General features: G+C 69.7%; 18 protein-coding genes. 12 read left to right on the forward strand and 6 right to left on the reverse strand.

The genetic code is table 11. The features are described from left to right. Positions 1–283 precede the first annotated feature (283 nt). The 3 genes from H587_RS19330 to H587_RS19335 form a co-directional block, all read right to left on the reverse strand. On the reverse strand, positions 284–1,849 hold the full coding sequence (locus H587_RS19330; RefSeq protein WP_051203085.1) for a portal protein: 1,566 nt from the start codon (positions 1,847–1,849) through the stop codon (positions 284–286). A gap of 3 nt (positions 1,850–1,852) precedes the next feature. Next, positions 1,853–2,161: a hypothetical protein gene (locus H587_RS0116335; protein WP_027177139.1), complete on the reverse strand. Its 309-nt coding sequence runs from the start codon at positions 2,159–2,161 to the stop codon at positions 1,853–1,855. A gap of 242 nt (positions 2,162–2,403) precedes the next feature. Then, positions 2,404–2,784, reverse strand: a complete 381-nt coding sequence (locus tag H587_RS19335; RefSeq protein ID WP_034609810.1) for a PleD family two-component system response regulator — start codon at positions 2,782–2,784, stop codon at positions 2,404–2,406. Positions 2,785–2,946: 162 nt separating this feature from the next. On the opposite strand from H587_RS19335, the gene H587_RS19340 reads away from it, so the two are divergent. From H587_RS19340 to H587_RS0116365, 5 genes are all read left to right on the forward strand, one after another. Continuing rightward, the gene (locus H587_RS19340; protein ID WP_084630984.1) at positions 2,947–3,693 is read left to right on the forward strand and encodes an acyl-[acyl-carrier-protein] thioesterase; all 747 of its coding nucleotides are present in this window, start codon (positions 2,947–2,949) and stop codon (positions 3,691–3,693) included. 273 nt (positions 3,694–3,966) lie between these two features. Continuing rightward, on the forward strand, positions 3,967–4,839 hold the full coding sequence (locus H587_RS0116350) for a CheR family methyltransferase (protein ID WP_027177140.1): 873 nt from the start codon (positions 3,967–3,969) through the stop codon (positions 4,837–4,839). 4 nt (positions 4,840–4,843) lie between these two features. Further along, positions 4,844–6,055, forward strand: a complete 1,212-nt coding sequence (locus tag H587_RS0116355) for an HDOD domain-containing protein (protein ID WP_027177141.1) — start codon at positions 4,844–4,846, stop codon at positions 6,053–6,055. Positions 6,056–6,266: 211 nt separating this feature from the next. Beyond that, a complete protein-coding gene (locus H587_RS19345; RefSeq protein ID WP_051203090.1) occupies positions 6,267–6,737 on the forward strand; it encodes a hypothetical protein in 471 nt (156 codons plus the stop codon). Between the two features lie 201 nt (positions 6,738–6,938). Further along, entirely contained in the window at positions 6,939–7,529 is a 591-nt protein-coding gene (locus H587_RS0116365; RefSeq protein ID WP_051203092.1) for a DJ-1/PfpI family protein, read from the forward strand. A 210-nt stretch (positions 7,530–7,739) separates the two neighbouring features. Here the strand turns inward: H587_RS0116365 and H587_RS0116370 are convergent, their stop codons facing one another. Continuing rightward, entirely contained in the window at positions 7,740–8,738 is a 999-nt protein-coding gene (locus tag H587_RS0116370) for an omptin family outer membrane protease (RefSeq protein WP_169432802.1), read from the reverse strand. Between the two features lie 22 nt (positions 8,739–8,760). After that, positions 8,761–9,501, reverse strand: coding sequence for a tetratricopeptide repeat protein (locus H587_RS0116375; RefSeq protein WP_027177144.1), 741 nt, complete (start codon positions 9,499–9,501; stop codon positions 8,761–8,763). Between the two features lie 302 nt (positions 9,502–9,803). On the opposite strand from H587_RS0116375, the gene H587_RS0116380 reads away from it, so the two are divergent. The 7 genes from H587_RS0116380 (at position 9,804) to H587_RS0116410 (ending at position 17,682) form a co-directional block, all read left to right on the forward strand. Further along, on the forward strand, positions 9,804–10,127 hold the full coding sequence (locus H587_RS0116380; protein WP_027177145.1) for a hypothetical protein: 324 nt from the start codon (positions 9,804–9,806) through the stop codon (positions 10,125–10,127). Between the two features lie 49 nt (positions 10,128–10,176). Beyond that, positions 10,177–11,259, forward strand: coding sequence for a lipid A deacylase LpxR family protein (locus H587_RS0116385; protein ID WP_027177146.1), 1,083 nt, complete (start codon positions 10,177–10,179; stop codon positions 11,257–11,259). Between the two features lie 123 nt (positions 11,260–11,382). Beyond that, positions 11,383–12,423: an FUSC family protein gene (locus tag H587_RS0116390; RefSeq protein ID WP_027177147.1), complete on the forward strand. Its 1,041-nt coding sequence runs from the start codon at positions 11,383–11,385 to the stop codon at positions 12,421–12,423. Positions 12,424–12,548: 125 nt separating this feature from the next. Next, the gene (locus H587_RS0116395) at positions 12,549–12,962 is read left to right on the forward strand and encodes an Hsp20/alpha crystallin family protein (protein WP_027177148.1); all 414 of its coding nucleotides are present in this window, start codon (positions 12,549–12,551) and stop codon (positions 12,960–12,962) included. A gap of 12 nt (positions 12,963–12,974) precedes the next feature. Next, entirely contained in the window at positions 12,975–13,334 is a 360-nt protein-coding gene (locus tag H587_RS0116400; RefSeq protein ID WP_027177149.1) for an Hsp20/alpha crystallin family protein, read from the forward strand. Positions 13,335–13,511: 177 nt separating this feature from the next. Further along, positions 13,512–17,135 (forward strand): chemotaxis protein CheB, encoded by a 3,624-nt coding sequence (locus H587_RS0116405; RefSeq protein WP_027177150.1) that lies wholly within the window; start codon positions 13,512–13,514, stop codon positions 17,133–17,135. 184 nt (positions 17,136–17,319) lie between these two features. Next, positions 17,320–17,682 (forward strand): flagellar protein FlaG, encoded by a 363-nt coding sequence (locus H587_RS0116410; RefSeq protein ID WP_027177151.1) that lies wholly within the window; start codon positions 17,320–17,322, stop codon positions 17,680–17,682. A gap of 68 nt (positions 17,683–17,750) precedes the next feature. Here H587_RS0116410 and H587_RS21000 read toward each other — a convergent pair whose 3' ends face one another. Then, a complete protein-coding gene (locus tag H587_RS21000; RefSeq protein ID WP_051203095.1) occupies positions 17,751–19,310 on the reverse strand; it encodes a hypothetical protein in 1,560 nt (519 codons plus the stop codon). Between the last annotated feature and the right edge of the window lie 112 nt (positions 19,311–19,422).

Here is a 19,422-nt window from a genome sequence, read left to right on the forward strand (position 1 = left end):
CCGCCTTTCTGAAATGGGCCGAAGGCCCCCGAAAGGCGGACGCGAGGCGTGTTTTCACGAGCCAGGCAGGAGCAAGTCGGGCCCGGCCCGAAGCGCCCGCACGACAGGCCCCGCGGCCCCGCACCCCTGATTCGGGAGTGCGCGGCCCCTTGCCTTGTCGTGAAAATACCCGAGGGGCCGCCCCCCGTTATCGCCCCCGGCTTCGGGGGGTCATGAAAAGGCGGAAGAGACTCCCATCTCTTCCGCCTTTTTGAATTGAGGCGAAGCCCCCGGCTTCGCCGGTTTACGGAACGACGGAAGAGGGTTCCTCTCCCCCGTCCTCCTGAGCCGGGCCGAGGGCCCTGACGCGGGCGGCGCGGACGTCCCGCTCGGGCAGGAGGTAGTCCTCGGGCGCGCCGAACAGCTCCACGGCGTGCCGGGCGATGCGGTCGGTGTCGAAGTTGTCCATGAGCCCCAGGGAGTCGCCGCCCTGCATCAGGGGCGCGAGGTAGGTCATGGCCTGGGTCAGGGTCTGGGCCTCGTACTGCTTCTGGGCCCGGGCCACGGGCGAGGCGTAGTCGATGACCAGATCGCGCCGGGCGACTCCCCCCGGCAGGGGCGGCAGTTCGCCCGAACGCAGGAGGATGTTGAAGACCCGGTTCACCAGCGGGGCCAGGAACTCGGTCTGCATCCGGCCGAGCACCGGGCCGAGCACGCGCATCTTCTCGCTCTGGCGGATGAGGGCCTCGGTGGCCGAAAGCACGGGCGCGCCCGGGGGCTGGAGCTGGTCGTTGAGGAAGATCGCCCGGATCGAGTCCCGCCGCGCGGCCATCATGGACTCGGTGGCCTTGAGGTCCACGGCCACCGGCAGGGCCTCGATGCGGTCGCCGGACCCGGCGCGGTAGTACGACAACCCGCCCGGGCCGGAGCGGATCGGGCCCAGGAAGCCGTCGTCCGGGACCATGAGCGGCGGGTCGGACATCTTCTCGGCGGCCATGAGCGCGGTGCGGCTCATGGCGTTCAGCACGCGGATGTCCGAGAGCGCCGTGAGCCCCGGGCCCCGGCCGTAGACCTCCCCGGCGGCCTTGGACCAGCGCGGGACCATGTAGGGCATCTCCAGATAGCCGGATTCCTCCAGCACCCGCCGCGCGCCCAGCTCCACGTAGACGCTGGCGAAGGGGAAGTTGCGGTTGCCCAGGCCCAGGGGGTCGCGGTCCGCGCGGGGGAAGACCGCGTGCAGGATCTCCACCGGCTCCTCGGGCCGCTCCCCGGCCTTGCGCCGGGTCTCCTCGGAGCAGGCCTCGCCCCACTGGGACGCGGCCTGGCGCGCGGTCAGCTCATAGGTGCGCAGGACCGTGTCCACCACCCCGCGCACGTCCTCGGCCACGCAGACCTCGGACAGGGGCCGGGCCGAGAAGCGCACGGCGCATTCCGCGTCGGCCTCCACGTAGAGCACGCCCGTGCCGAGCAGGACCACGTCCAGGTACAGCTCGTGGGCCGCCGCCTGAAAGCCGCTGGCCTCGGAGTTGAACAGCGCGGCCATGCGCTCCGTGGCCTCGGACACGTAGGTCCGCACGCCCTCCTGGTCGGCCAGGCGCTTGTCCCTGGCCCGCACCCGGAACCAGGGCAGGCAGGGGTTGGTGAGCAGGCCGCCCAGGGCCGCGCCCAGCAGGTCCAGGGCGTGGCAGGGCGTGGAGTCGTAGATCTTCTCGTCGCCCGCCCGGCCCCGGCTCGAAGTCCGGCCCCGGAAGGAATTCTTGCGCGGCAGCACGTAGTCCGAAAGCTCCTCCCAGGTGGGCAGCCAGGGGTCGCGGGCCTCCTCCAGGCTCTTGCGCCGGGCCAGGAGAGCATCGATGCGCGCTTCGTCCATGGCTCACTCCCCCAGCCGGGTCTTGAGCCCCGGCCTGGCCACGGGAGCGGGGTCCAGAAGCCCGGCCCCGCCGGTGGCCAGGGTGGACGCTTGGCCGCGCATCCGGGCCACGCGGTTTCTCTCGCGCTCGGCCGCCTCCTGGCTCTCCTCCTCGCGCTTGCGCCGGTTCTCGGCGCGGCGGCGCGCCTCGTCCTCGGCCCGGGCGCGGGCCATGTCAGCGGCCGACGAGCCGCGATTCCTGGACGACGAGCCGATGGAGCCCAGGGCCAGACTGCCGATGCTCGTGATGATGTCGAATGCGGAACCACCCATGTGTCCATCCTCCTTGGGCGGCGGGACCACGGACCTCCCGCTCCCCCGCCGCGCCGGTTTCCCCGGAGACTAGCCCCGGTTTTCCGCCCCCGCGAAGATCAGCGGCACATTGACGGCTCTTTGCAGCGAATATGCATCTTGACCGCCTTCGGCGGTTTTCAGAAAGGCGGGGGCCTTCGGCCCATTACAGAAAAGCGGGGAAGCGGGAGCCTCTTTGCCATTCCATGAACCCCCGAAGGGGGTCAGGAGAGCATGTCCATGAACAGGCGGCGGGTGCCGGGGGCGGGGATGGCGGCGTGGACGGCGTGGGCCTGGAGGAAGGCCGGGTCCGGGGGCGCGTCGGCCGGGACCAGGAGAAGCACGCGGACGCGGTTCCCGCGAGGGATTCCGGCGAGCTGCTGGAGTTCGTCGATCCGGCGGGCCAGGTCCGGGCCGTCGGGGCCGGAGAGGGAGCGCCCGATCACGACGGCGTCGAAGGGTTCGCCCTGGTCCAGGGCGTCGCGGAGCAGGGCCAGGGCGCATCGGCCGTCGTGAGCCTGGACGCAGGTTCCGAAGGGGTCGAGAAGGCAGATCAGATAGTCGCGGTTGACGGAATCGCCGTCCACCAGAAGAATGCGGCGCATCGGGGGTCTCCCATGCCGGAACGCACTCCGGTGACTCTCGATTAGCGCATGGCCCCCTGCGCCGCAACGGTCGCGGAAGGCGATCCGCCGCCTTTTGTGTGACATTTGCATGGCCGCGACGGGGCTTGCGGTTTCCCGGGAGAATCTCCTAGAGTGCCGCGCATGAGCACACCCCATCCGCAACATGAGGAAACCTTCCGCGTACGCGTCTACCACACCGGGGGAGGCGGCCCGAGGGCCAACCTACCCGCCGTGCTGGACCTGCTGCAGGAGGCCGCGGGCAATCACGCGGCCCAGTTCCGGGTCTCCCCCGCCGACATGCTCGAGCGGGGAACGGCCTGGGTCACGTCGCGCATCTGCGTGCGCATGGACCGTTTCCCGGACCTGGGCGAAACGGTGGTGGTGCGCACCTGGCCGCACGCCCGGGACCAGTTCTCCACGCGCCGCGACTTCCTGCTCCTGGGCGGCGACGGCGGCGAGATCGGCCGGGCGGCCTCGGTCTGGGTGGTCATGGACATCGCCGCCCGCAAGCTCGCGCCCCTGCCGGACTACATGGACGGCATGTGGGACGCCACCCCGCGCCCGGCCCTGGACCTGCCGTCCAAGGCCGTGCCGCGTCTGGCCAAGCCCGAGTCCGAGACGCCCATCCTGGTGCGCCGGGCGGACCTGGACATCAACGGCCACGTGAACAACGCCCGCTTCCCGGAATGGTGCCTGGAGTCGCTGGAGCAATGGCCCGGGCGGCTCGTCCAGGCCGACATCGCCTTCCGCGCCGAGTGCCGCCTGGGCGACGCGGTGGTCTCGCGCACCGGGCCCGGCGGCGACGGTCTGCTCCACTCCCTCTCGCGAGAGGGCGCGGAACTCTGCCGCATGAAAACATGGTGGGCGGGGGCTTCGCCCCTTTCATAGAAAGGCCCCGGCTTCGCCGGTTCATAGAAAGGCGGAAGACGGGAGCCTCCCCCGCCTTTCTAAAAACCGCCGAAGGCGGGCGAAGCCGGGCGAAGGCGGGCGAAGATGGGCGAAGATGGAGAAGGATACCGAAGGTCTTATAATCCCTTCATCATCCTCGACAAAAAAAACAGGGGCGTGGTATAAGGAAATCGCGCGGTCGACGAGAATCGAAAAAAAGCACCTGGAACCGACCGGCGACGCGCGAGACGGAACCACGAGGTCGAAACGAGCATGTCACTGTTTTCCGGCGCCATCACCCTGCGTGCCGCCACGCCCATAACGGACTCCGAGTTCAAGGAGCTGCGCGACTTCATTTATCAGCGCAGCGGCATCTGGGTGGACGAGAAGCGCAAGTACCTTTTCGAAAACCGCTTCCACAAGCGGCTGGCCACCCTGGGCCTGAAGAGCTTCGACGAATACATCAAGCTCCTCAAGTACGATCCCCGCAGCCAGGAAGAGATGAAGTCGCTGTGGGAGATCATCACCACCAACGAGACGAGCTTCTTCCGCGACATCAAGCAGCTGGAGAGCTTCCAGAACGTGATTCTGGCCGAGGTTCTGGCCGAGCAGCGCAAGAAGGGCAAGTTCGACCTGAACATCTGGTCCGCGGGCTGCTCCTCCGGCGAGGAGCCGTACACCCTGGCCATGATCATCTCCGACGCCCTGGGCCTGGAGCTGCCCAAGTGGCGGGTGACGATCACGGCGGTGGACCTCTCCCCGGCCATGGTCGCCAAGGCCAAGGCGGCGGTTTACGGGGAATACTCCTTCAAGACCACCACCGAGGCCCAGAAGAAGAAGTACTTCGTGCCCGCCGGGACGGACCTCAAGGTCAAGCCCGAGATCGCGCGCATGGTCAACTTCCAGCAGATGAACCTGAACGACGACGCGGCGGTGCGGCGGGTGCCCAAGTCCCAGATCGTGTTCTGCCGCAACGTCATCATCTATTTCGACGAGGCCATGCGCACCAAGGTGGCCCGGGCCTTCTACGACAATCTGCTTCCCGGCGGCTACCTCCTGCTCGGGCACTCCGAGACCCTGCACAAGATTTCCACGGCCTTCCGCCCCAAGTTCATCCCCGGGGCCATGGCCTACAGGAAGGAGTAGCGCCGTGGGACTGAAACTGAACATCGACGCCATCCGGCCGGGCATGGTCCTGGCGGCGGACGTGCTCTCCCGGGACGGCAAGGTGCTCTTCGCCTCCGGGGCCGCCCTGGAGCCCTGGCACGTGCAGATCCTGAAGACTCTCGGCATCGCCGAGGTGGACGTCTCCGAGGATCAGTCCGGCCTGCCCTCGCCCGCCGAGGTGCTGGAATACGTACGCGACTTCTTCCTCTACGTGAACCCGGACCACCCGGCCATGCAGGTGATCTTCGAGATCGCGGCCGAGCGCGCGGGCGAACGCACCCGCCGGGGCTGGCGGCTGCCGGACCTGGCCACGCGCCGGGCCACGAACGTGGAGCACCTGGAGGACGTCTTCGGCCCGGGCCAGTTCACGCCCGAGACCATCGTCAAGCACGAGACCGAGCTGTCGAGCTTCCCGGACATCTACTTCCGGCTCAAGGATCTGCTGGAGTCGCCCTCGGCCTCGGCCAAGCGCATCGCGGACCTCATCGCCGGCGACGTGGGGCTCTCGGCCAAGCTGCTCCGGCTGGTGAACAGCCCGCTCTACGCCCCGGCCCAGCCCGTGGACACCATCACCCGGGCCGTGACCCTGGTGGGCACCAACGAGCTGGCCACCCTGGCCTTGGGCATCACGGCCATCAACTACTTCAAGGACATCCCGCCGGAACTCATCGACATGCAGACGTTCTGGCGCCACAGCCTGACCTGCGCGGTGCTGGCCCTGCTCCTGGCCAAGCGCCGGGGCCTGCCGCCCGAGCGTTTCTTCACCGCCGGGCTGCTGCACGACGTGGGACGGCTCATCCTGTTCAAGAAGCTGCCCTACGCCTCCACCGAGGCCATGATCCACGCCCGGGAGAACGCCCTGCCCCTGATGGAGGCCGAGCGCATCCTCCTGGAGTTCGACCACACGGACGTGAGCCGGGTGCTCATGGCCGAATGGAAGTTCCCGGAGCAGTTCCGCGACAGCATCAACCACCACCACGATCCCATGGACTGCGCGCAGCCGGTGGACGCGGCCATCGTGCATCTGGCCGACATCATGGCCAACGCCGTGGGCATCGCGGACGGCGGCATGTACGCGGTGCCGGACCTGGACGCGGCGGCCTGGGAGCTGCTGGAGATGCGGCCCACCGAACTCCAGGCCCTGATGATCGAGTTCGACGCCCAGTTCGAAAAGACGCTCAAGGCGTTCCTCTAACCCCCTTCGGGGGTTTCCGGAAAACCGAAAGGCGGGGGAGCGCATCCCCCGCCTTTTTTCATTCAATCCCGGCTCAGCGCCGCAAATGCGTTTTTCCTGGACGGTTCCGGCCAGGCACGATAACGGGTTCATATTGATGGGAATAGGCTCCAATGGCATCTGCCGGGCGCAAGGCCCCGCTCCCGCTCAACCGCAACTCCGAGAGGAACACATGCGCACCACCATTTCCGTCGCCCTCTGCCTCCTCGCTTTCCTGCTCGTCTCCGGCTGCGCCACCACCAACGACGTGGTCCGGGTCAAGCAGGAAGGATCGGAAGGCACGGTCGAAGTCTACGACGTGACCTTCGAGCAGGCCTGGGAGATATCCAAGACCGTGTTCCGCTGGGAAGGCGCGGACGCCATCGAGGAGCACAAGGACCAGCGCTACATGCTCACCAGCAGCGGCATGAACATGGTTTCCTGGGGCGCGGTCATGGGCGCCTGGATCGAACCCGTGGACGCCGGGAACACGCGCGTGACCGTGGTCACCAAGCGCCGGGTCACGATCAACATCGCTACCACGCTCACCGAAGGAACCTACCAGAAGCGCTTCGCCCAGGCCGTCGCGATCATCAAGTCGGGCCAGCCCCTGCCCCTCGTCCCGCCCAAGCTGGACAAGCAGGACAAACAGGACAAGCAATAGCCCCCTTCGGGGGTTTCCGGAAAACGGAAAGGCGGGGGAGCGCATCCCCCGCCTTTTTTCATCGCCCGCTCTTCGGGCTGCGGCTATCGGATTTCCGAACATGTTGTTATAATTTACTGTTCCCCGTTGACCCGGCGCCAAACATTACATAATGGAAAGGTTCCTTTTCAACCTATTCAACCCATTTCACCGGAGGAGCCCATGCGTCTGCGCTTCCTGCTCACGACCCTCGTCTTCTGCCTCCTGCTCTCCGCCTCCGCCGCCCTGGCCCAGACCGGGAAGAAAGTCCTCATGGTCGTCGCCTACCGCGACTTCCACGACACCGAGTACAAGGAAACCCGCGCGGCCCTGGAAGGGGCCGGAACCGCCATCACCGTGACCTCCACCAAGGTGGGCAGGGCCAAGGGCCAGAAAGGCGCGTACGCCCCCGTGGATGTCGCCCTGGACGAGGCCAGACCCGACGGGTTCGACGCCGTGGTCTTCATCGGCGGCAAGGGCTGCTTCGAGCTCTGGAAGAACGCCGACGCGGCCGCCCTGGCCAAGAGCGCGGCGGCCCAGGGCAAGATCGTGGGAGCCATCTGCGCCGCGCCGGTGATCCTGGCCCGCGCGGGCGTGCTCCAGGGCAAGAAGGGCACCGTGGCCGGGGGAGCCCCGGGCGGCGTGGGCGAACTCAAGGACGGGGGCTGCATCTACGTCGACCAGGGCGTGGTCAGCGACGGCGGCGTCATCACCGCCAACGGCCCGGACAGCGCCGCCGAATTCGGCGCGGCCATCGTCGAAGCCCTCAAGTAACCCCCTTCGGTGGGGTTCCGGAAAACCAACAAGCTCCCCGCCTTCGGCGGTCTACGGAAAGGCGGCGGAGGCTCCCGTCTCTCACGCCTTTCTGGAACGGGCCGAAGGCCCCCGGCTTCGCCGGTATCCAGAAAAGCGGAAGCCCCTCTCTCCGGGGTTTCTGAAACGGGCCGAAGGCCCTTGGCCTTTCTATGTGCCCCCGAAGGGGGGCTAGAACGAGTAGGTGAGGGAGAGCTGGAGGGAGGTCTGGCGGGACCAGACGTGCACGTCGTCGCTCCACTGCATGTCGATGCCCACCCAGCCGTCATGGAGCTTGTGGGTGCCGGTGGTCTCGATGCCGAGATACTCGCCCTCCAGGCCCAGGTCCAGGTTCTCGGTCAGCCCGAGGACTAGGCCCAGGACGGCGTGGACGGCGTAGCCGTCGGTCTCCTCGCGGGTGATGCGGTCCGGCCGCAGGAGATGGTCGTCGCGGTTGTCGCCCTGGACGTAGGCCACGTCCGCCCGGCCGGTGGTCTTGAAGTGGTGCAGCCCCAGGACCGGGCCCCAGTCGTAGCCCAGGGCCAGGCCGAGGAAATACTGCCGCCAGGTCTGGCGAAAGGTCAGCACATGGCCGGGCAGGGGCGTCACGAGGCCGAAATCGTAGTACCACTGGACGTCGTCGTGGGCCAGGAAGGACAGCTCCTGAAAACGGAAGCCCACGAAGGGCCGCACGTCCCATTCCGGGCCCAGGCCCAGGAGGTCGGCGGTCTGCGCGTCCAGGTCCGCGCTGACCTGGAAACTGGGCCGCAGGGTGCACTCGGACTTGCTGAAGGTGGTCAGCCGCCCGGGATCGGTCACGTCCTCCCAGTCCGAGTCCCGCATGTGCCCGCCCTCCTGGTGCAGGGAGCTGGAGAGGTACTCCAGGCCCAGGGAGAAGCGGTCCAGCCTGCGGCGCGCCGCGAACCCGGCCCAGACCGAGTCCATCTCGAACTCCAGGCGGCTCAGGGGGCCGTAGGTGGGGGGCGTGGGTTCGCCGAACTCGTAGGCCGTGAAGCTGTCCATGAAGACCTTGGTCTTCAGCTCGAAGCTCCAGTCCGGGGGCGCGGAAACGGCCGGGCCGGGCTCGGCCCGCAGGGGCGCGGCCGCGACGAGGAGAAGGCACGCCAGGAGAAGGACGCCGGACGCCCGGCGTGAAAAAAGGCCCCCCAGGCCCCGGCGTCGCCGGGGCACGCGGACGGCGGCGTTCCGGGCCCTATCCCGCATCGGTCGCGTTCTTCTCGACGTATTCCAGGAACCTGCGGGCCTCCTGGAAGTCGGGATTGAGGCTCAGGGCGATGTTGAGGTGCTGCATGCAGCGCTCGAACTCGCCTTTTTCGTGCAGGGCGCGGGCCATGTTGAAGTGTACGTGCTCGTCGGTGGGGTTGATCTCCAGGGCGCGGGTGTAATAGGCCACGGAGTCGTCATAGCGCTGGTTCTTGCGCAGGCTGATGCCGAAGGAGTTGAAGCGTTCGCGGTGCTCCTGGCCGAAGGCCTCGTCCTGGCCCAGCAGGGTGTGCAGCACCTTGCGCAGCCGTTCGAAATCCTTCTTCTCGGAATAGACCTCGCCCAGGCCGTAGTTGGCCCGCACGTTCACGTCGTCGATCATGAGGGCCTTGAGGAACTGCTTCTCGGCCTCGTCGAGGCGGCCGCCGGCGAGCATCTCCTCGCCCTGGATCACCTTGCGGGCCAGGGAGTCCAGCGCGGGCACGGTGAAGGTGCGGTAGAAGGTGGGTTCGGGCGTGTAGTTGGTCAGAAAGTCCAGCTCCGAGACCTCCTTCTTGATGCCCGAAGGCACGTTGCCCGCGTTCAGCGGCTGGACCTCGTAGCGGTCCACGTCCAGCTTGCGGACGTACCAGTAGGTGAGCTGCTCGCGCCTGGAGGTGGTGGCGCCCAGGCCGATCTCGTCGGCCTTGCGCATGGAGTATACGCCCAGAATTTCAGGATAGTCCGCCATCGTCCCTCTCCGCATCCTCCCCCGTACCGCCTTTCACTCAATACGAGCCGCCCGCGCCTGTCAACCCCCTTCGGGGGTTTGCGGAACGGCCGGAAGGGGCGGCTGGGGTCCGCTTGTACGGTTTTTGCGCACCTGGGGCCGAGGTGCGCAGCCGGTTTGCGCACACCGGACGCGCCCCGGCGGCCAAGCGGTTGAAATTTTTGGCCCGACGTTTTGGCACAGGCATTGCTACCATTGATCGGCCCGTCAGGAGCTTCCGCGCCGCGGCGGAACGTCCCCACGGCGGGCCCGGAGGCTGTGACGTGAACGTCTTTCTCAAGTTTTCCGGCCTGTTCCTGGCCATCTGGCTCCTGGCCCTGCCCGTGCGGGCGGCCGGGGCCGGAGTGGAGCTGCCCGTGCTGGGCGGCACCGCCGACCGGGGCCCCGGGGAGGTGGCCCAGGGCGAAAGCTTCGTGCTCACGGTCACGGACCCTGACCGGCTTTCGATCAAGGGCCTGAGCGACGCCCAGGCCGGGGACCGCGTGGAGGTCCGCCGCCTGGGACCGGACACCTGGACCCTGCGCAACCTCTCGCGCAAGAGCGCGCTCGTGCTCACCGGCAACACCGATCTGGTGGAGGGCAGGTAGGACTTGACTTCCCGGGGCGTTCCGGCGTAGCCCTCGGCCGGAAACCGCCATGAAGACGACCCTCGCCGCCCTGCTCCTGCTCTGCCTCCTGCTCCCCTCCCCGGCCCGCGCCGGGGACGACGGCCCGCGCCTGGCCCGCTCCTCCCGCGACAGCGAAACCCTCCTCCTGTTCGTGGAGAACGACAAATTTCTTGGTGGCACCGACGAGGAGTACACCAACGGCGTCATGCTCACCTGGGTCTCCCCGGACCTGACCCCCGGCCGATCGACCCCCGACCAGGCCCGCTGGGTCCGCGCCCTGCTGGACGAACTCGACCCCTGGCTGGAGAACTTCCCCGAACTCTACGACCCCTCGCGCCAGCGTTCCGTGTCCGTGTCCCTGGGCCAGAACCTCTACACGCCGCGCGACGTCTATTCCGAGACCCCGCCCGACAACCAGCGGCCCTACGCGGCCTGGCTCTTCACCACCCTGGCCCTGCACTCCAAGAGCGAGACCGAGCTGAACACCCTGGCCCTGACCCTGGGCGTGGTCGGCCCCTCGGCCCTGGGCGAGGAGGTCCAGAACAACTTCCACAACGCCATCGGCTCCCGCCGCTCCGAGGGCTGGAGCCACCAGCTCCACGACGAGCCCGGGCTCATGCTCACCTGGCAGCGCAACTGGCGGCTCATCGTGGCCGACCTGCCCACCGGCCTGGGCTTCGACGTCCTGCCCCACGCGGGCGTCACCATGGGCAACGTGGCCACCTACGCCAACCTCGGCGGCGAGGTCCGCTTCGGCTACAACCTGCCCGCCGACTTCGGCACCGCCCTCATCGGCCCAGGCGGAGGCGTCAGCGCGCCCGTGGCCCTGAACTCCGAACGCCTGCAAAGCTCCCGCTGGTGGGGCTTCCACGTCTTCGCCGGAACCGACGGCCGAGCCGTGGCCCGCGACATCTTCCTCGACGGCAACACCTGGGAAAACAGCCCCCACGTGAGCAAAGAGCCCTTCGTGGCCGACTTCCTCGCCGGGGCGGCCCTGACCCTCGGCGACGTCAAGATCACCTACACCCAGGCTTGGCGCACCCAGGAATACGAAGGCCAGCCCGGCGGCTGCCACAACTTCGGCTCCCTCTCCATCGCCTACACCTTCTAGCCCCTCCCCCCCGCCCGTCCGACTTCGCCCGGCTTCGCCGGATTACAGAAAACAAAAGAAAGGACGAGCGTTCCGGTCTTTCCGAACCTTTTCACGGCCCAGGAAACAGGGCATGAAGCATCCATGACCAAAGCCGAGTTCAATTCCACCCGCTCCCACATCCACCACGGCGTGAAGACCGGCCTGGCCGCCGTGCTGGCCTACATCGCCGCCGAATGGCTGCGTCTGCCCTTCGGCTACTGGGCCGCGATCTCGGCGGTCATCGTCATGCAGGTCTCCGTGGCCGACTCCATCCGCATGTGCTGGTACCGGTTCTCCGGCACGGCCGTGGGCGCGGTCATCGCGGCCGTCGCGATCCTGGCCTTCCCGGACGACACGCCCATGACCATCCTGGCGCTGTTCCTGTCCGTGGCCTTCTGCGCCTACATGACGCGCTACAACGCCCGCTACCGCATGGCCGCCATCACCACGGTCATCGTCTTCCTGGCCAGCCTGGGCCAGCCCGAGCGGCTCGTCTTCGGCATGGAGCGGGTGCTGGAGATCGCCCTGGGCGTGTCCTGCGCCTTCATCGTCAGCGTGGCCCTCTGGCCCCAGCGCGCGGGCGACGTCCTGCGGGCGCGGCTGCGGCGGCAGTTCACCGCCCTGGCGGACCTCTACGGCGACGTGCTCGACGCCTTCCTCAACCGCCAGAACATGCTCGCCCTCGACCCGCTGGAACGGCTGGAGCGGGACGTGGCCGCCGACCGGAGCCTGCTCAAGAGCGTCCTGCGCCACGAACGGCTCCTCTACCGCGACGACACCGCGACCCTCGGCCTCCAGCTCGACACCCTGGAGACCTGCCTGCCCCACCTGCGGGCCATGCTCCACTCCCTCAACGACGCCCAGGACCAGGGCTACGACATCCTCATGGAGGCCGAGCTGCGGGCCCTGTCCGCGGCCACCCGCGACGTCCTGACCGCCCTTGGCCGGGGCGGGACGCCGGACGTCATCCCCCTGGCCGAGGCCCTGGACGCGGCCCACACCCGCCTCAACGACCTGCGCGGCCAGGGCGTGACCAGGCGCTTCTCCCTCCAGATGCTCATGAAGTTCTTCTCCTTCTATCATTCCCAGCGCTTCATGGCCCGCGTCCTCCTGCGCCACGCCCCCGGCCCCGCCGATTCATGACCTGACCCCGCCTTTCCGGAAACCGCCGAAGGCGGCCCGCCTTTCTGAAAGCCGCCGAAGGCGGTTGACAAGGAGGGAGGCGTGCCTATTTCTCCGTCACGACAAAGCGAGAAGGAGGTAGACGCATGGTGCTCGACTTCAACACCCTGTATTCCTTTCCGGACCGCTTCGACCGGCTGATGCAGGAGTTCCTCCGGCCGGTCAACGGCGAGAGCCGGCGCATGGCCTATCCGCCCCTGAACATCAGCGAGGACGACGGCAACGTCTATGTCCGCGCGGAGATTCCGGGCACGGACATCAAGGACATGGAGATCACCCTCACGGACAAGACCCTGGTCATCAAGGGCGAGCGCAAGCCGGAACAGGGCAAGTACTTCCGCCAGGAGCGCCCGGCGGGCCCGTTCCAGCGCGTGGTCCAGCTCAACGTCCAGGTGGACCGGGACGCGGTGAAGGCCGCCCTCTCGGACGGCATCCTGACCGTGACCCTGCCCAAGACCGAGGACATCAAGCCCCGCCGCGTGAGCATCGACGTGGGCTAGGAGGTTGACGGCATGAACGCGGACACCAACGAGAAGAGCCTGCCGGCGCTGCGCCCGGCCACGGACATCCTGGAGCGCGCGGACGGCTACTGGGTCTACATGGACATGCCCGGCGTGAACCGGGAGGATCTGGTCCTGGACCTGCGCGAGAACGAACTGGCCGTGTCCGGCAAGACGCGCGGCCTGCCCTCGGAGAAGGAACGCTTCCTGGAGGTCCAGTTCGGCTCCGGCGAGTTCCGCCAGACCATCGCCCTCCCGGACATCGTGGACCGGGGCGGGATCAAGGCCACCCTGAAGAACGGCGTGCTGGAGCTCTTCATACCGAAGGTCGCCAGGGTCCAGCCCCGACGCATCGACATCCAGGCGGGTTGACCGCCTCGACAGACGTTTCGCATACCCTCCTCCAGCCTGGGGGCCCGGCCGCGGTGGCCGGGCCCCCCGTTTTTTTCCGTCCTTCCGGCGCGAAACCCCGGCCCGACGGGCTGACGCCGGGGGGCGCTTCGGCTATGATGGGACGATGCGCCCCCCCTTCGCCACGCGAGGCCGCCCATGAGCGGCGAGGACCGGAACCGCACGGACCCGGCGGCCATGCCGCCCCCGCCCGCGCGGGTGGTGGCCATCGGCGCCTCGGCGGGCGGCCTGGAGGCCCTGCGCGCCTTCTTCTCCTCCCTGCCGCCCTGCCCGGACATGTGCTTCGTGGTGCTCCAGCACCTGCTGCCCGGCCGCCAGAGCCTGCTGGCCGAAATCCTCGCGCGGCACACGCCCATGCCCGTGCGCGAGGCCCGCGACGGGGCGGCCCTGATCCCCGGCGAGGTGCTCGTGCTGCCCCCGGGCATGGAGATGTCCGTGTCCGGAGGCCGGGTGGGTCTGCGCGAGCGCGATCCCTCCGCCGGGCTGACCCTGCCCGTGGACCGCTTCCTCCTGGACCTGGCCCGCGACGCCGGGCCCCGGGCCGTGGCCGTGATCCTCTCGGGCTCGGGCGGCGACGGTTCGCGCGGCGCGACCGAGGTGGCCCGGGCCGGGGGACTGGTGCTCGTGCAGAGCCCGGAGAGCGCGGCCTTCGACGGCATGCCCCGGGCGGCCCTGGCCACGGGCGCGGCGCGGTGCGCCCTGGACCCGGCGGATCTGCCCGAGGCCCTGCTGCGCGAGGTGCGCGGCTCGGCGGCGGAAGACGGCGACGGGCTGTCCATGGACCGTTTCGTCCCGGTCTTCGAGCTGCTCAACCGGCGGCACGGCGTGGACTTCGCGGCCTACAAGCCCACCACCGTCACCCGGCGCATCGAACGCCGCCAGGCCATCCGGCGCTGCCCGAGCCTGAACGACTACATCCGGCTGCTCCAGGCCGAGCGCGCCGAGCTGGATCAGCTGCACCACGACCTGCTCATCGGCGTGACCCATTTCTTCCGCGACCGGCAGGCCTTCGCCTGCATCGAGGCCCGGGTGATCCCGGAGATCCTCGAGCGGGCCGCCGGGCGCGACGCGCGGATCTGGATTCCGGGCTGCGCCACGGGCGAGGAGGTCTACTCCCTGGCCATGCTCTTCAAGGAGCGGGCCCAGGCCCGGGGCTTCACCGGACAGGTGAAGATCTTCGCCACGGACGTGCACCGGGAGGCGCTGGCCCAGGCGGCGCGGGGGCTTTTCGGCGAGGAGCCGCTGCGCCGGGTGTCCCGGGAACGCCTGGAACGCTGGTTCACGATCGAGGACCAGGGCCTGCGCGTCCACCCGGACCTGCGGCGCATGGTCGTCTTCGCCGAGCACGACCTGGTCAAGGACCCGCCCTTCACGCGCATGGACCTGGTGGCCTGCCGCAACCTGCTCATCTATCTCCAGCCCTTCGCCCAGCAGCGGGTGCTGACCCTGTTCCATTTCGCCCTGAACCCCGGCGGGGTGCTCTTCCTGGGCCCCAGCGAATCGTTGGGCGAACTGGAGGCGGAGTTCGAGCCCCTGGACCGGCAGTGGAAGATCTTCTCCAAGCGCCGCGACGTGCGTCTGCCCACGCGCGGACTTCTGGTCCCGAGGAGCGGCCTGGAGCGGGTCGAGGCCGCCCGGCCGGACCTGGGGGCCGTGTCGGCCCTGGCCGGGGAGCGGCTCCTGGCCCGCCACGCGCCTCCGGCCCTGCTGCTGGACGAGCACGACCACGTGCTGCGGGCCTTCGGCCGGACGGACCTGCTGGGCTCGGACGGCCCCGGAACGGCGGACGAACTGCGGGACCGGCTGCCCGTGTCCCTGCGCGGCCCGGCGGCCGAACTGCTGGCCCAGGTGGGCGACGGCCGGGCCGAGATCCGCCGCGACGGCCTGTTCCTGCCCGGCGATCCGCCCCGGCCCTGCGTCCTCACGGCCTCGACCGTGCCGGGAGCCGCGCCCGGGCGGGCCTGCCGCCTGCTGGTGGTGGACATCCAGGACGGACAGCCCGCGTCGGAGAACGCTCCGGACGCCGCGCGGGACGCCCTGGCGCGCGAACTGGCCCGGCTTCGTGACGAACTGCGCGCCGCCAAGGAACGCCTGGTGGCCGCCGAGGAGACCCGTCGGACCACGGCCGAGGAGCTGCGCAGCGCCAACGAGGAACTGCGGGCCATCAACGCCGACCACGAGCGCCGCATCGCGGAACTCTCCCAGGATTCCCTGGACCTGGACAACCTCCTGCGCGCCACCCCCGGCGCGGTGCTGTTCGTGGACCGGAATCTGCGCGTCCGGCGCATGACTCCGGCGACCGCGCGCCTGCTGGGCCTGTCGCCGCTGGACGCGGGCGCGCCCCTGAACGGCGTGGCCCTCCGGCTGCCGGGAACGGACCTGGCCGCCCTGGTGGCCGTCTGCCTGGAAGAAGACCGGACCCTGGAGCGCGACGTGCTGCTGGACGGCGTGGAGCGCCTCCTGCGGGTGCAGCCCTTGCGCGACGCCCGGGGGAGCGCGGCCGGCGCGCTGCTGGCCCTGCCGGACGTGGGCCGGGCCCGCCGGGCCGAGAACGCCCTGGTCCGCGCCGCCGGGGAAGCGGAGGCCCAGGGGCGGTTCCTGGACGCCGTGCTCGGAGCGGTGCATCGGGGCATGATCCTGTTCGACGCCGACGGCCGCGTCACCGTGTTCAACCCGGAGGCCGAACGCCTCCTGGGCCGGGGCCCGGACCTGGGCCCGCCCGAGGACTGGGGCCGGGCCTACGGCCTGTGCGACGTCTCCCGGGCCGCGCCCCTGGCCCCGGACGAAAGCCCGGCCGTGCGCGTGCTGCGCGGCGAAAGCCTGGAGGACGCGCCCTTCATCGTGGACCGGCCGGACCTGCCGGGCCCGTCGAGCGTGCTCCTGAGCGCCAGGCCCGTGCTGCGGCGCGACGGCCACATCCTGGGCGGACTGGTGCTCCTGAGCCGGGGAGCCGGCGCGATTTCCCGGCCCACGCCCCGGCCCCGCGCCGGGCTGCGGGTGCTCGTGGTCGAGGACAACCCGGTGAACCTCCAGGTGGTCGGCTCGTTCCTGACCCGCCTGGGGCACACGGCCCTGCGCGCGGCGCACGGCGGCGAGGCCCTGGAGCTGCTGGCCCGCGAACCCGTGGACGCGGTGCTCATGGACCTGGAGATGCCGGTCATGGACGGGCTGGACGCCACCCGGGCGATCCGCCGGGGCGACGCCGGGGAGGCCGTGCGCGGCGTCCCCATCCTGGCGCTCACGGCCCACGTGACGCTGGAGCACCGCAAGGCCTGCCGGGCCGTGGGCATGGACGGCTTCCTGGCCAAGCCCCTGGACATCACGGACCTGGAGCGGGCCCTGGACAACGCCGTGGGCCGCGCGCCCGCGCCGGAAGACCCGGAGGCGGCCGCCCCCTCCCCCGGAGCCGAAGGGCCCCCCGCCCCGGACCTGGACCTGGACGAACTGCTGGAACGCTGCGCCGGGGACCGCGAACTGGCCCGGGGCGTGCTGCGCTCCTTCCTCGACGACCTCGGTCCCAAGCGCGAGGCCCTCACCCACGCGCTGGAGCGGGGCGACGCGGTCGGGGCCATGCACTTGGCCCACGCCCTCAAGGGCGCGGCGGCAACGGCCGGACTGCCCCGGGTCCGGCAACTGGCCGGGCCCGTCGAGGACATGGCCCGCGCCGGAGACCTGGCCGGAGCCCGGCAAGCCTTCCAGGACATGCTCCCGGAGCTGGAGCGCGCGGCGGGCGCGGCGGAACGCATCCTGGCCGTCCCCTGATCCGCGCTTTTTCTTCGGCGTGTGACTGCCCGCATAATGCCGTCAAGTCTATATTCCTGGGTGGCGCGACCGGCTTTCGGCCAGCAACTAGCCTTACTGGCTGTAGGGCTGAGTCTAAAGTTTCCCCATTCGAAGGCCGATATGATGGGCGACAGGACATGCAGACCCTATGGAGAGTCGCGTCATGGAACCCTACGTGCAGATGAACATCCAGACCGCTCCGGCTCAGACGGCCCAGGCTCCGTCGCGGGCGGTCGCCGGGGGAAGCGGGGTCCAGCGGCGGGAGGAAACGGGGTCCGGGGCCGGACAGGCCTCCCCCCTGAACGCCGAAGAGACCAGGAATCTGGCCGCGAAGGCGGAGACCGCCCTGCGTGAGCAGGGAGTGGACCTCAAGTTCGTGGTCAGCGAGGACGCCGGGCAGGTCCAGGTGGAGATCCACGACGCGGCCAGCGACAAGCTGATCCGCAAGGTTCCCCAGGACGAGCTGCTGCAGCTTCAGCAATCCCTGAAGCAGTTCGCCGGAGTCCTCTACAACCGCCCGGTCTGACCCCCGCAGCGCGTGAAAAAAGCCCGGAACCGCAACGGTCCCGGGCCTTCAGTGTTTGTCTCGTCCGCTCAGGCCGCGGCCGACATGACCCGCCCAGCTCCCGCCTCCGGCATCACCGACAACGGGTCCACCCAGATGGCCCCGCCCGGGGAGCCCTGGGCGATGACCGTCACCGAGTTGTCCACCACGTTCCAGTTCAGGCTGTCCGCGCTCACGTCGCGCGAGGAGTCGAAGGTGTTCGAGACCTCGCGGTTCTCCACCCGGGTGATCTCCACGTTCTGGGTCTGGCTGGCCGTGGAGGTCGTCTCGGTGCGGATCTCGTGCACCGAGGCGTCGGTCTGGCGCACGGTGCTGGACTGGTCCACGCTGATCTGGGTGCTGAAGTCGTAGGTCAGCTCACCCGCGCCCTTGCTCTGCAGGGAGGAAAGATGCACGTCCTCGGGCCAGCGCACCAGCTCCGTGATCGAGGTCTTGATGGCGTCCGCCGGGTCCACCAGAAAACGCATCTCCGGCGGGTACGGGTTCCAGAGCACGTTCAGCCGCAACGGCTCGTAGGCCGGGGTCTGACGCACCTGGACCGTGCCCTCGTTCGGGGCCCGGGAGACGAAGGCCACGGGCGCGTCGTCGAAATGGCTGGCGGGCATGGCCGCCACCTTGGAGGCCGCCGAGGGCATCACCGGGCCGGTGGCCGTGGTGTAATGCCCCGGGCCGCCGGGGATGGCGTTGCCGCCCGTGCCGTCGGAGATGATGCGCACGACCCCGCCGCCGCCCTCGGAAACCATGTGTTGGGCTCCGCCGCCGGTCTCGCTGATGACCCGCTGGGGCCCGGCCGAACCGCCGCCGCCCGAGGGCGTGAGGTAGAGCGTTCCGCCTCCGCCGCCGGCTCCCGAGCCGCCGCCGCCCGAGGGCGTGAGGTAGAGCGTCCCGCCGCCTCCGCCGGAAATCGAACCTCCGCCGGTCGAGCCGGAAGCTCCGCCGCCGCTCACGACGCCGCCGCCTCCGCCGGAAATCAGACCGCCGCCCGCGCCGTCGGAAATCACGCGCATGGCCCCGCCCGTGTTCCCCACAGGCGCGGAACCGCCCTCCACCAGCATGTGCTGGGCTCCGCCCACGTTGGCGCCGACCGCCGAACCACCGCCACCGCCGATGAATCCGCCCCCGCCGCCGACGAACACGCCGCCGCCGGAACCGGCCATGGCCCCGGAGATGGACAGGGCCGAGGCGTAGGGGATGCGCGGGGCCGAGGTGTCGGGGTGGGTCTCGCCGCTGGGCAAGATCGGGATGCGCGAACCGTCCGTGGGGTTGCCGATGCCGCCACCGCCGCCGCCTGAAAGCGCGCCGCCACCGCCCGCGCCGTAGGGGATGCGCGGGGCCGAGGTGTCGATGGGCACGTTGCCGCCGGGTACGAAGTGGGATTCGCCGACCCCGTAAGGGATCATGGCCTTGGTGGTGTCGATGGGCACGTGCCCGCCGGGAACGAAATGGGATTCGCCGGGAAAGATGGGCGCGCTCGCCGGGGGCGAGACGTAGGCCTGCCCCGGGGGCGCGGCCGTGACCTGGCCCGGAGGGGCCGCCATGGTCTGGCCCGGAGGCCCGGCCACGATGTTGTCCGTGAGTCCCACGTACATGGCGTCGTCCCGTCGCGCCTGGGCGCGATCATCCCCAAACTACCGCCCCCGCCCTCCCCCCGTCAAGGGGCCTTCGGCCCGTTCCCAAAAGGCGGAGAGCCGCCCCCTTCGG

The organism is Desulfovibrio aminophilus DSM 12254, assembly GCF_000422565.1.
Lineage (GTDB): Bacteria > Desulfobacterota > Desulfovibrionia > Desulfovibrionales > Desulfovibrionaceae > Aminidesulfovibrio > Aminidesulfovibrio aminophilus.

Bases quoted from the DNA above. Each gene is read 5' to 3' on its own strand.
- H587_RS19330 (WP_051203085.1), bottom strand. From the start codon at position 1,849: ATGGACGAAGCGCGCATCGATGCTCTCCTGGCCCGGCGCAAGAGCCTG.
- H587_RS0116335 (WP_027177139.1), bottom strand. From the start codon at position 2,161: ATGGGTGGTTCCGCATTCGACATCATCACGAGCATCGGCAGTCTGGCC.
- H587_RS19335 (WP_034609810.1), bottom strand. From the start codon at position 2,784: ATGCGCCGCATTCTTCTGGTGGACGGCGATTCCGTCAACCGCGACTAT.
- H587_RS19340 (WP_084630984.1), top strand. From the start codon at position 2,947: ATGAGCACACCCCATCCGCAACATGAGGAAACCTTCCGCGTACGCGTC.
- H587_RS0116350 (WP_027177140.1), top strand. From the start codon at position 3,967: ATGTCACTGTTTTCCGGCGCCATCACCCTGCGTGCCGCCACGCCCATA.
- H587_RS19345 (WP_051203090.1), top strand. From the start codon at position 6,267: ATGCGCACCACCATTTCCGTCGCCCTCTGCCTCCTCGCTTTCCTGCTC.
- H587_RS0116365 (WP_051203092.1), top strand. From the start codon at position 6,939: ATGCGTCTGCGCTTCCTGCTCACGACCCTCGTCTTCTGCCTCCTGCTC.
- H587_RS0116375 (WP_027177144.1), bottom strand. From the start codon at position 9,501: ATGGCGGACTATCCTGAAATTCTGGGCGTATACTCCATGCGCAAGGCC.
- H587_RS0116385 (WP_027177146.1), top strand. From the start codon at position 10,177: ATGAAGACGACCCTCGCCGCCCTGCTCCTGCTCTGCCTCCTGCTCCCC.
- H587_RS0116390 (WP_027177147.1), top strand. From the start codon at position 11,383: ATGACCAAAGCCGAGTTCAATTCCACCCGCTCCCACATCCACCACGGC.
- H587_RS0116395 (WP_027177148.1), top strand. From the start codon at position 12,549: ATGGTGCTCGACTTCAACACCCTGTATTCCTTTCCGGACCGCTTCGAC.
- H587_RS0116400 (WP_027177149.1), top strand. From the start codon at position 12,975: ATGAACGCGGACACCAACGAGAAGAGCCTGCCGGCGCTGCGCCCGGCC.
- H587_RS0116405 (WP_027177150.1), top strand. From the start codon at position 13,512: ATGAGCGGCGAGGACCGGAACCGCACGGACCCGGCGGCCATGCCGCCC.
- H587_RS0116410 (WP_027177151.1), top strand. From the start codon at position 17,320: ATGGAACCCTACGTGCAGATGAACATCCAGACCGCTCCGGCTCAGACG.
- H587_RS21000 (WP_051203095.1), bottom strand. From the start codon at position 19,310: ATGTACGTGGGACTCACGGACAACATCGTGGCCGGGCCTCCGGGCCAG.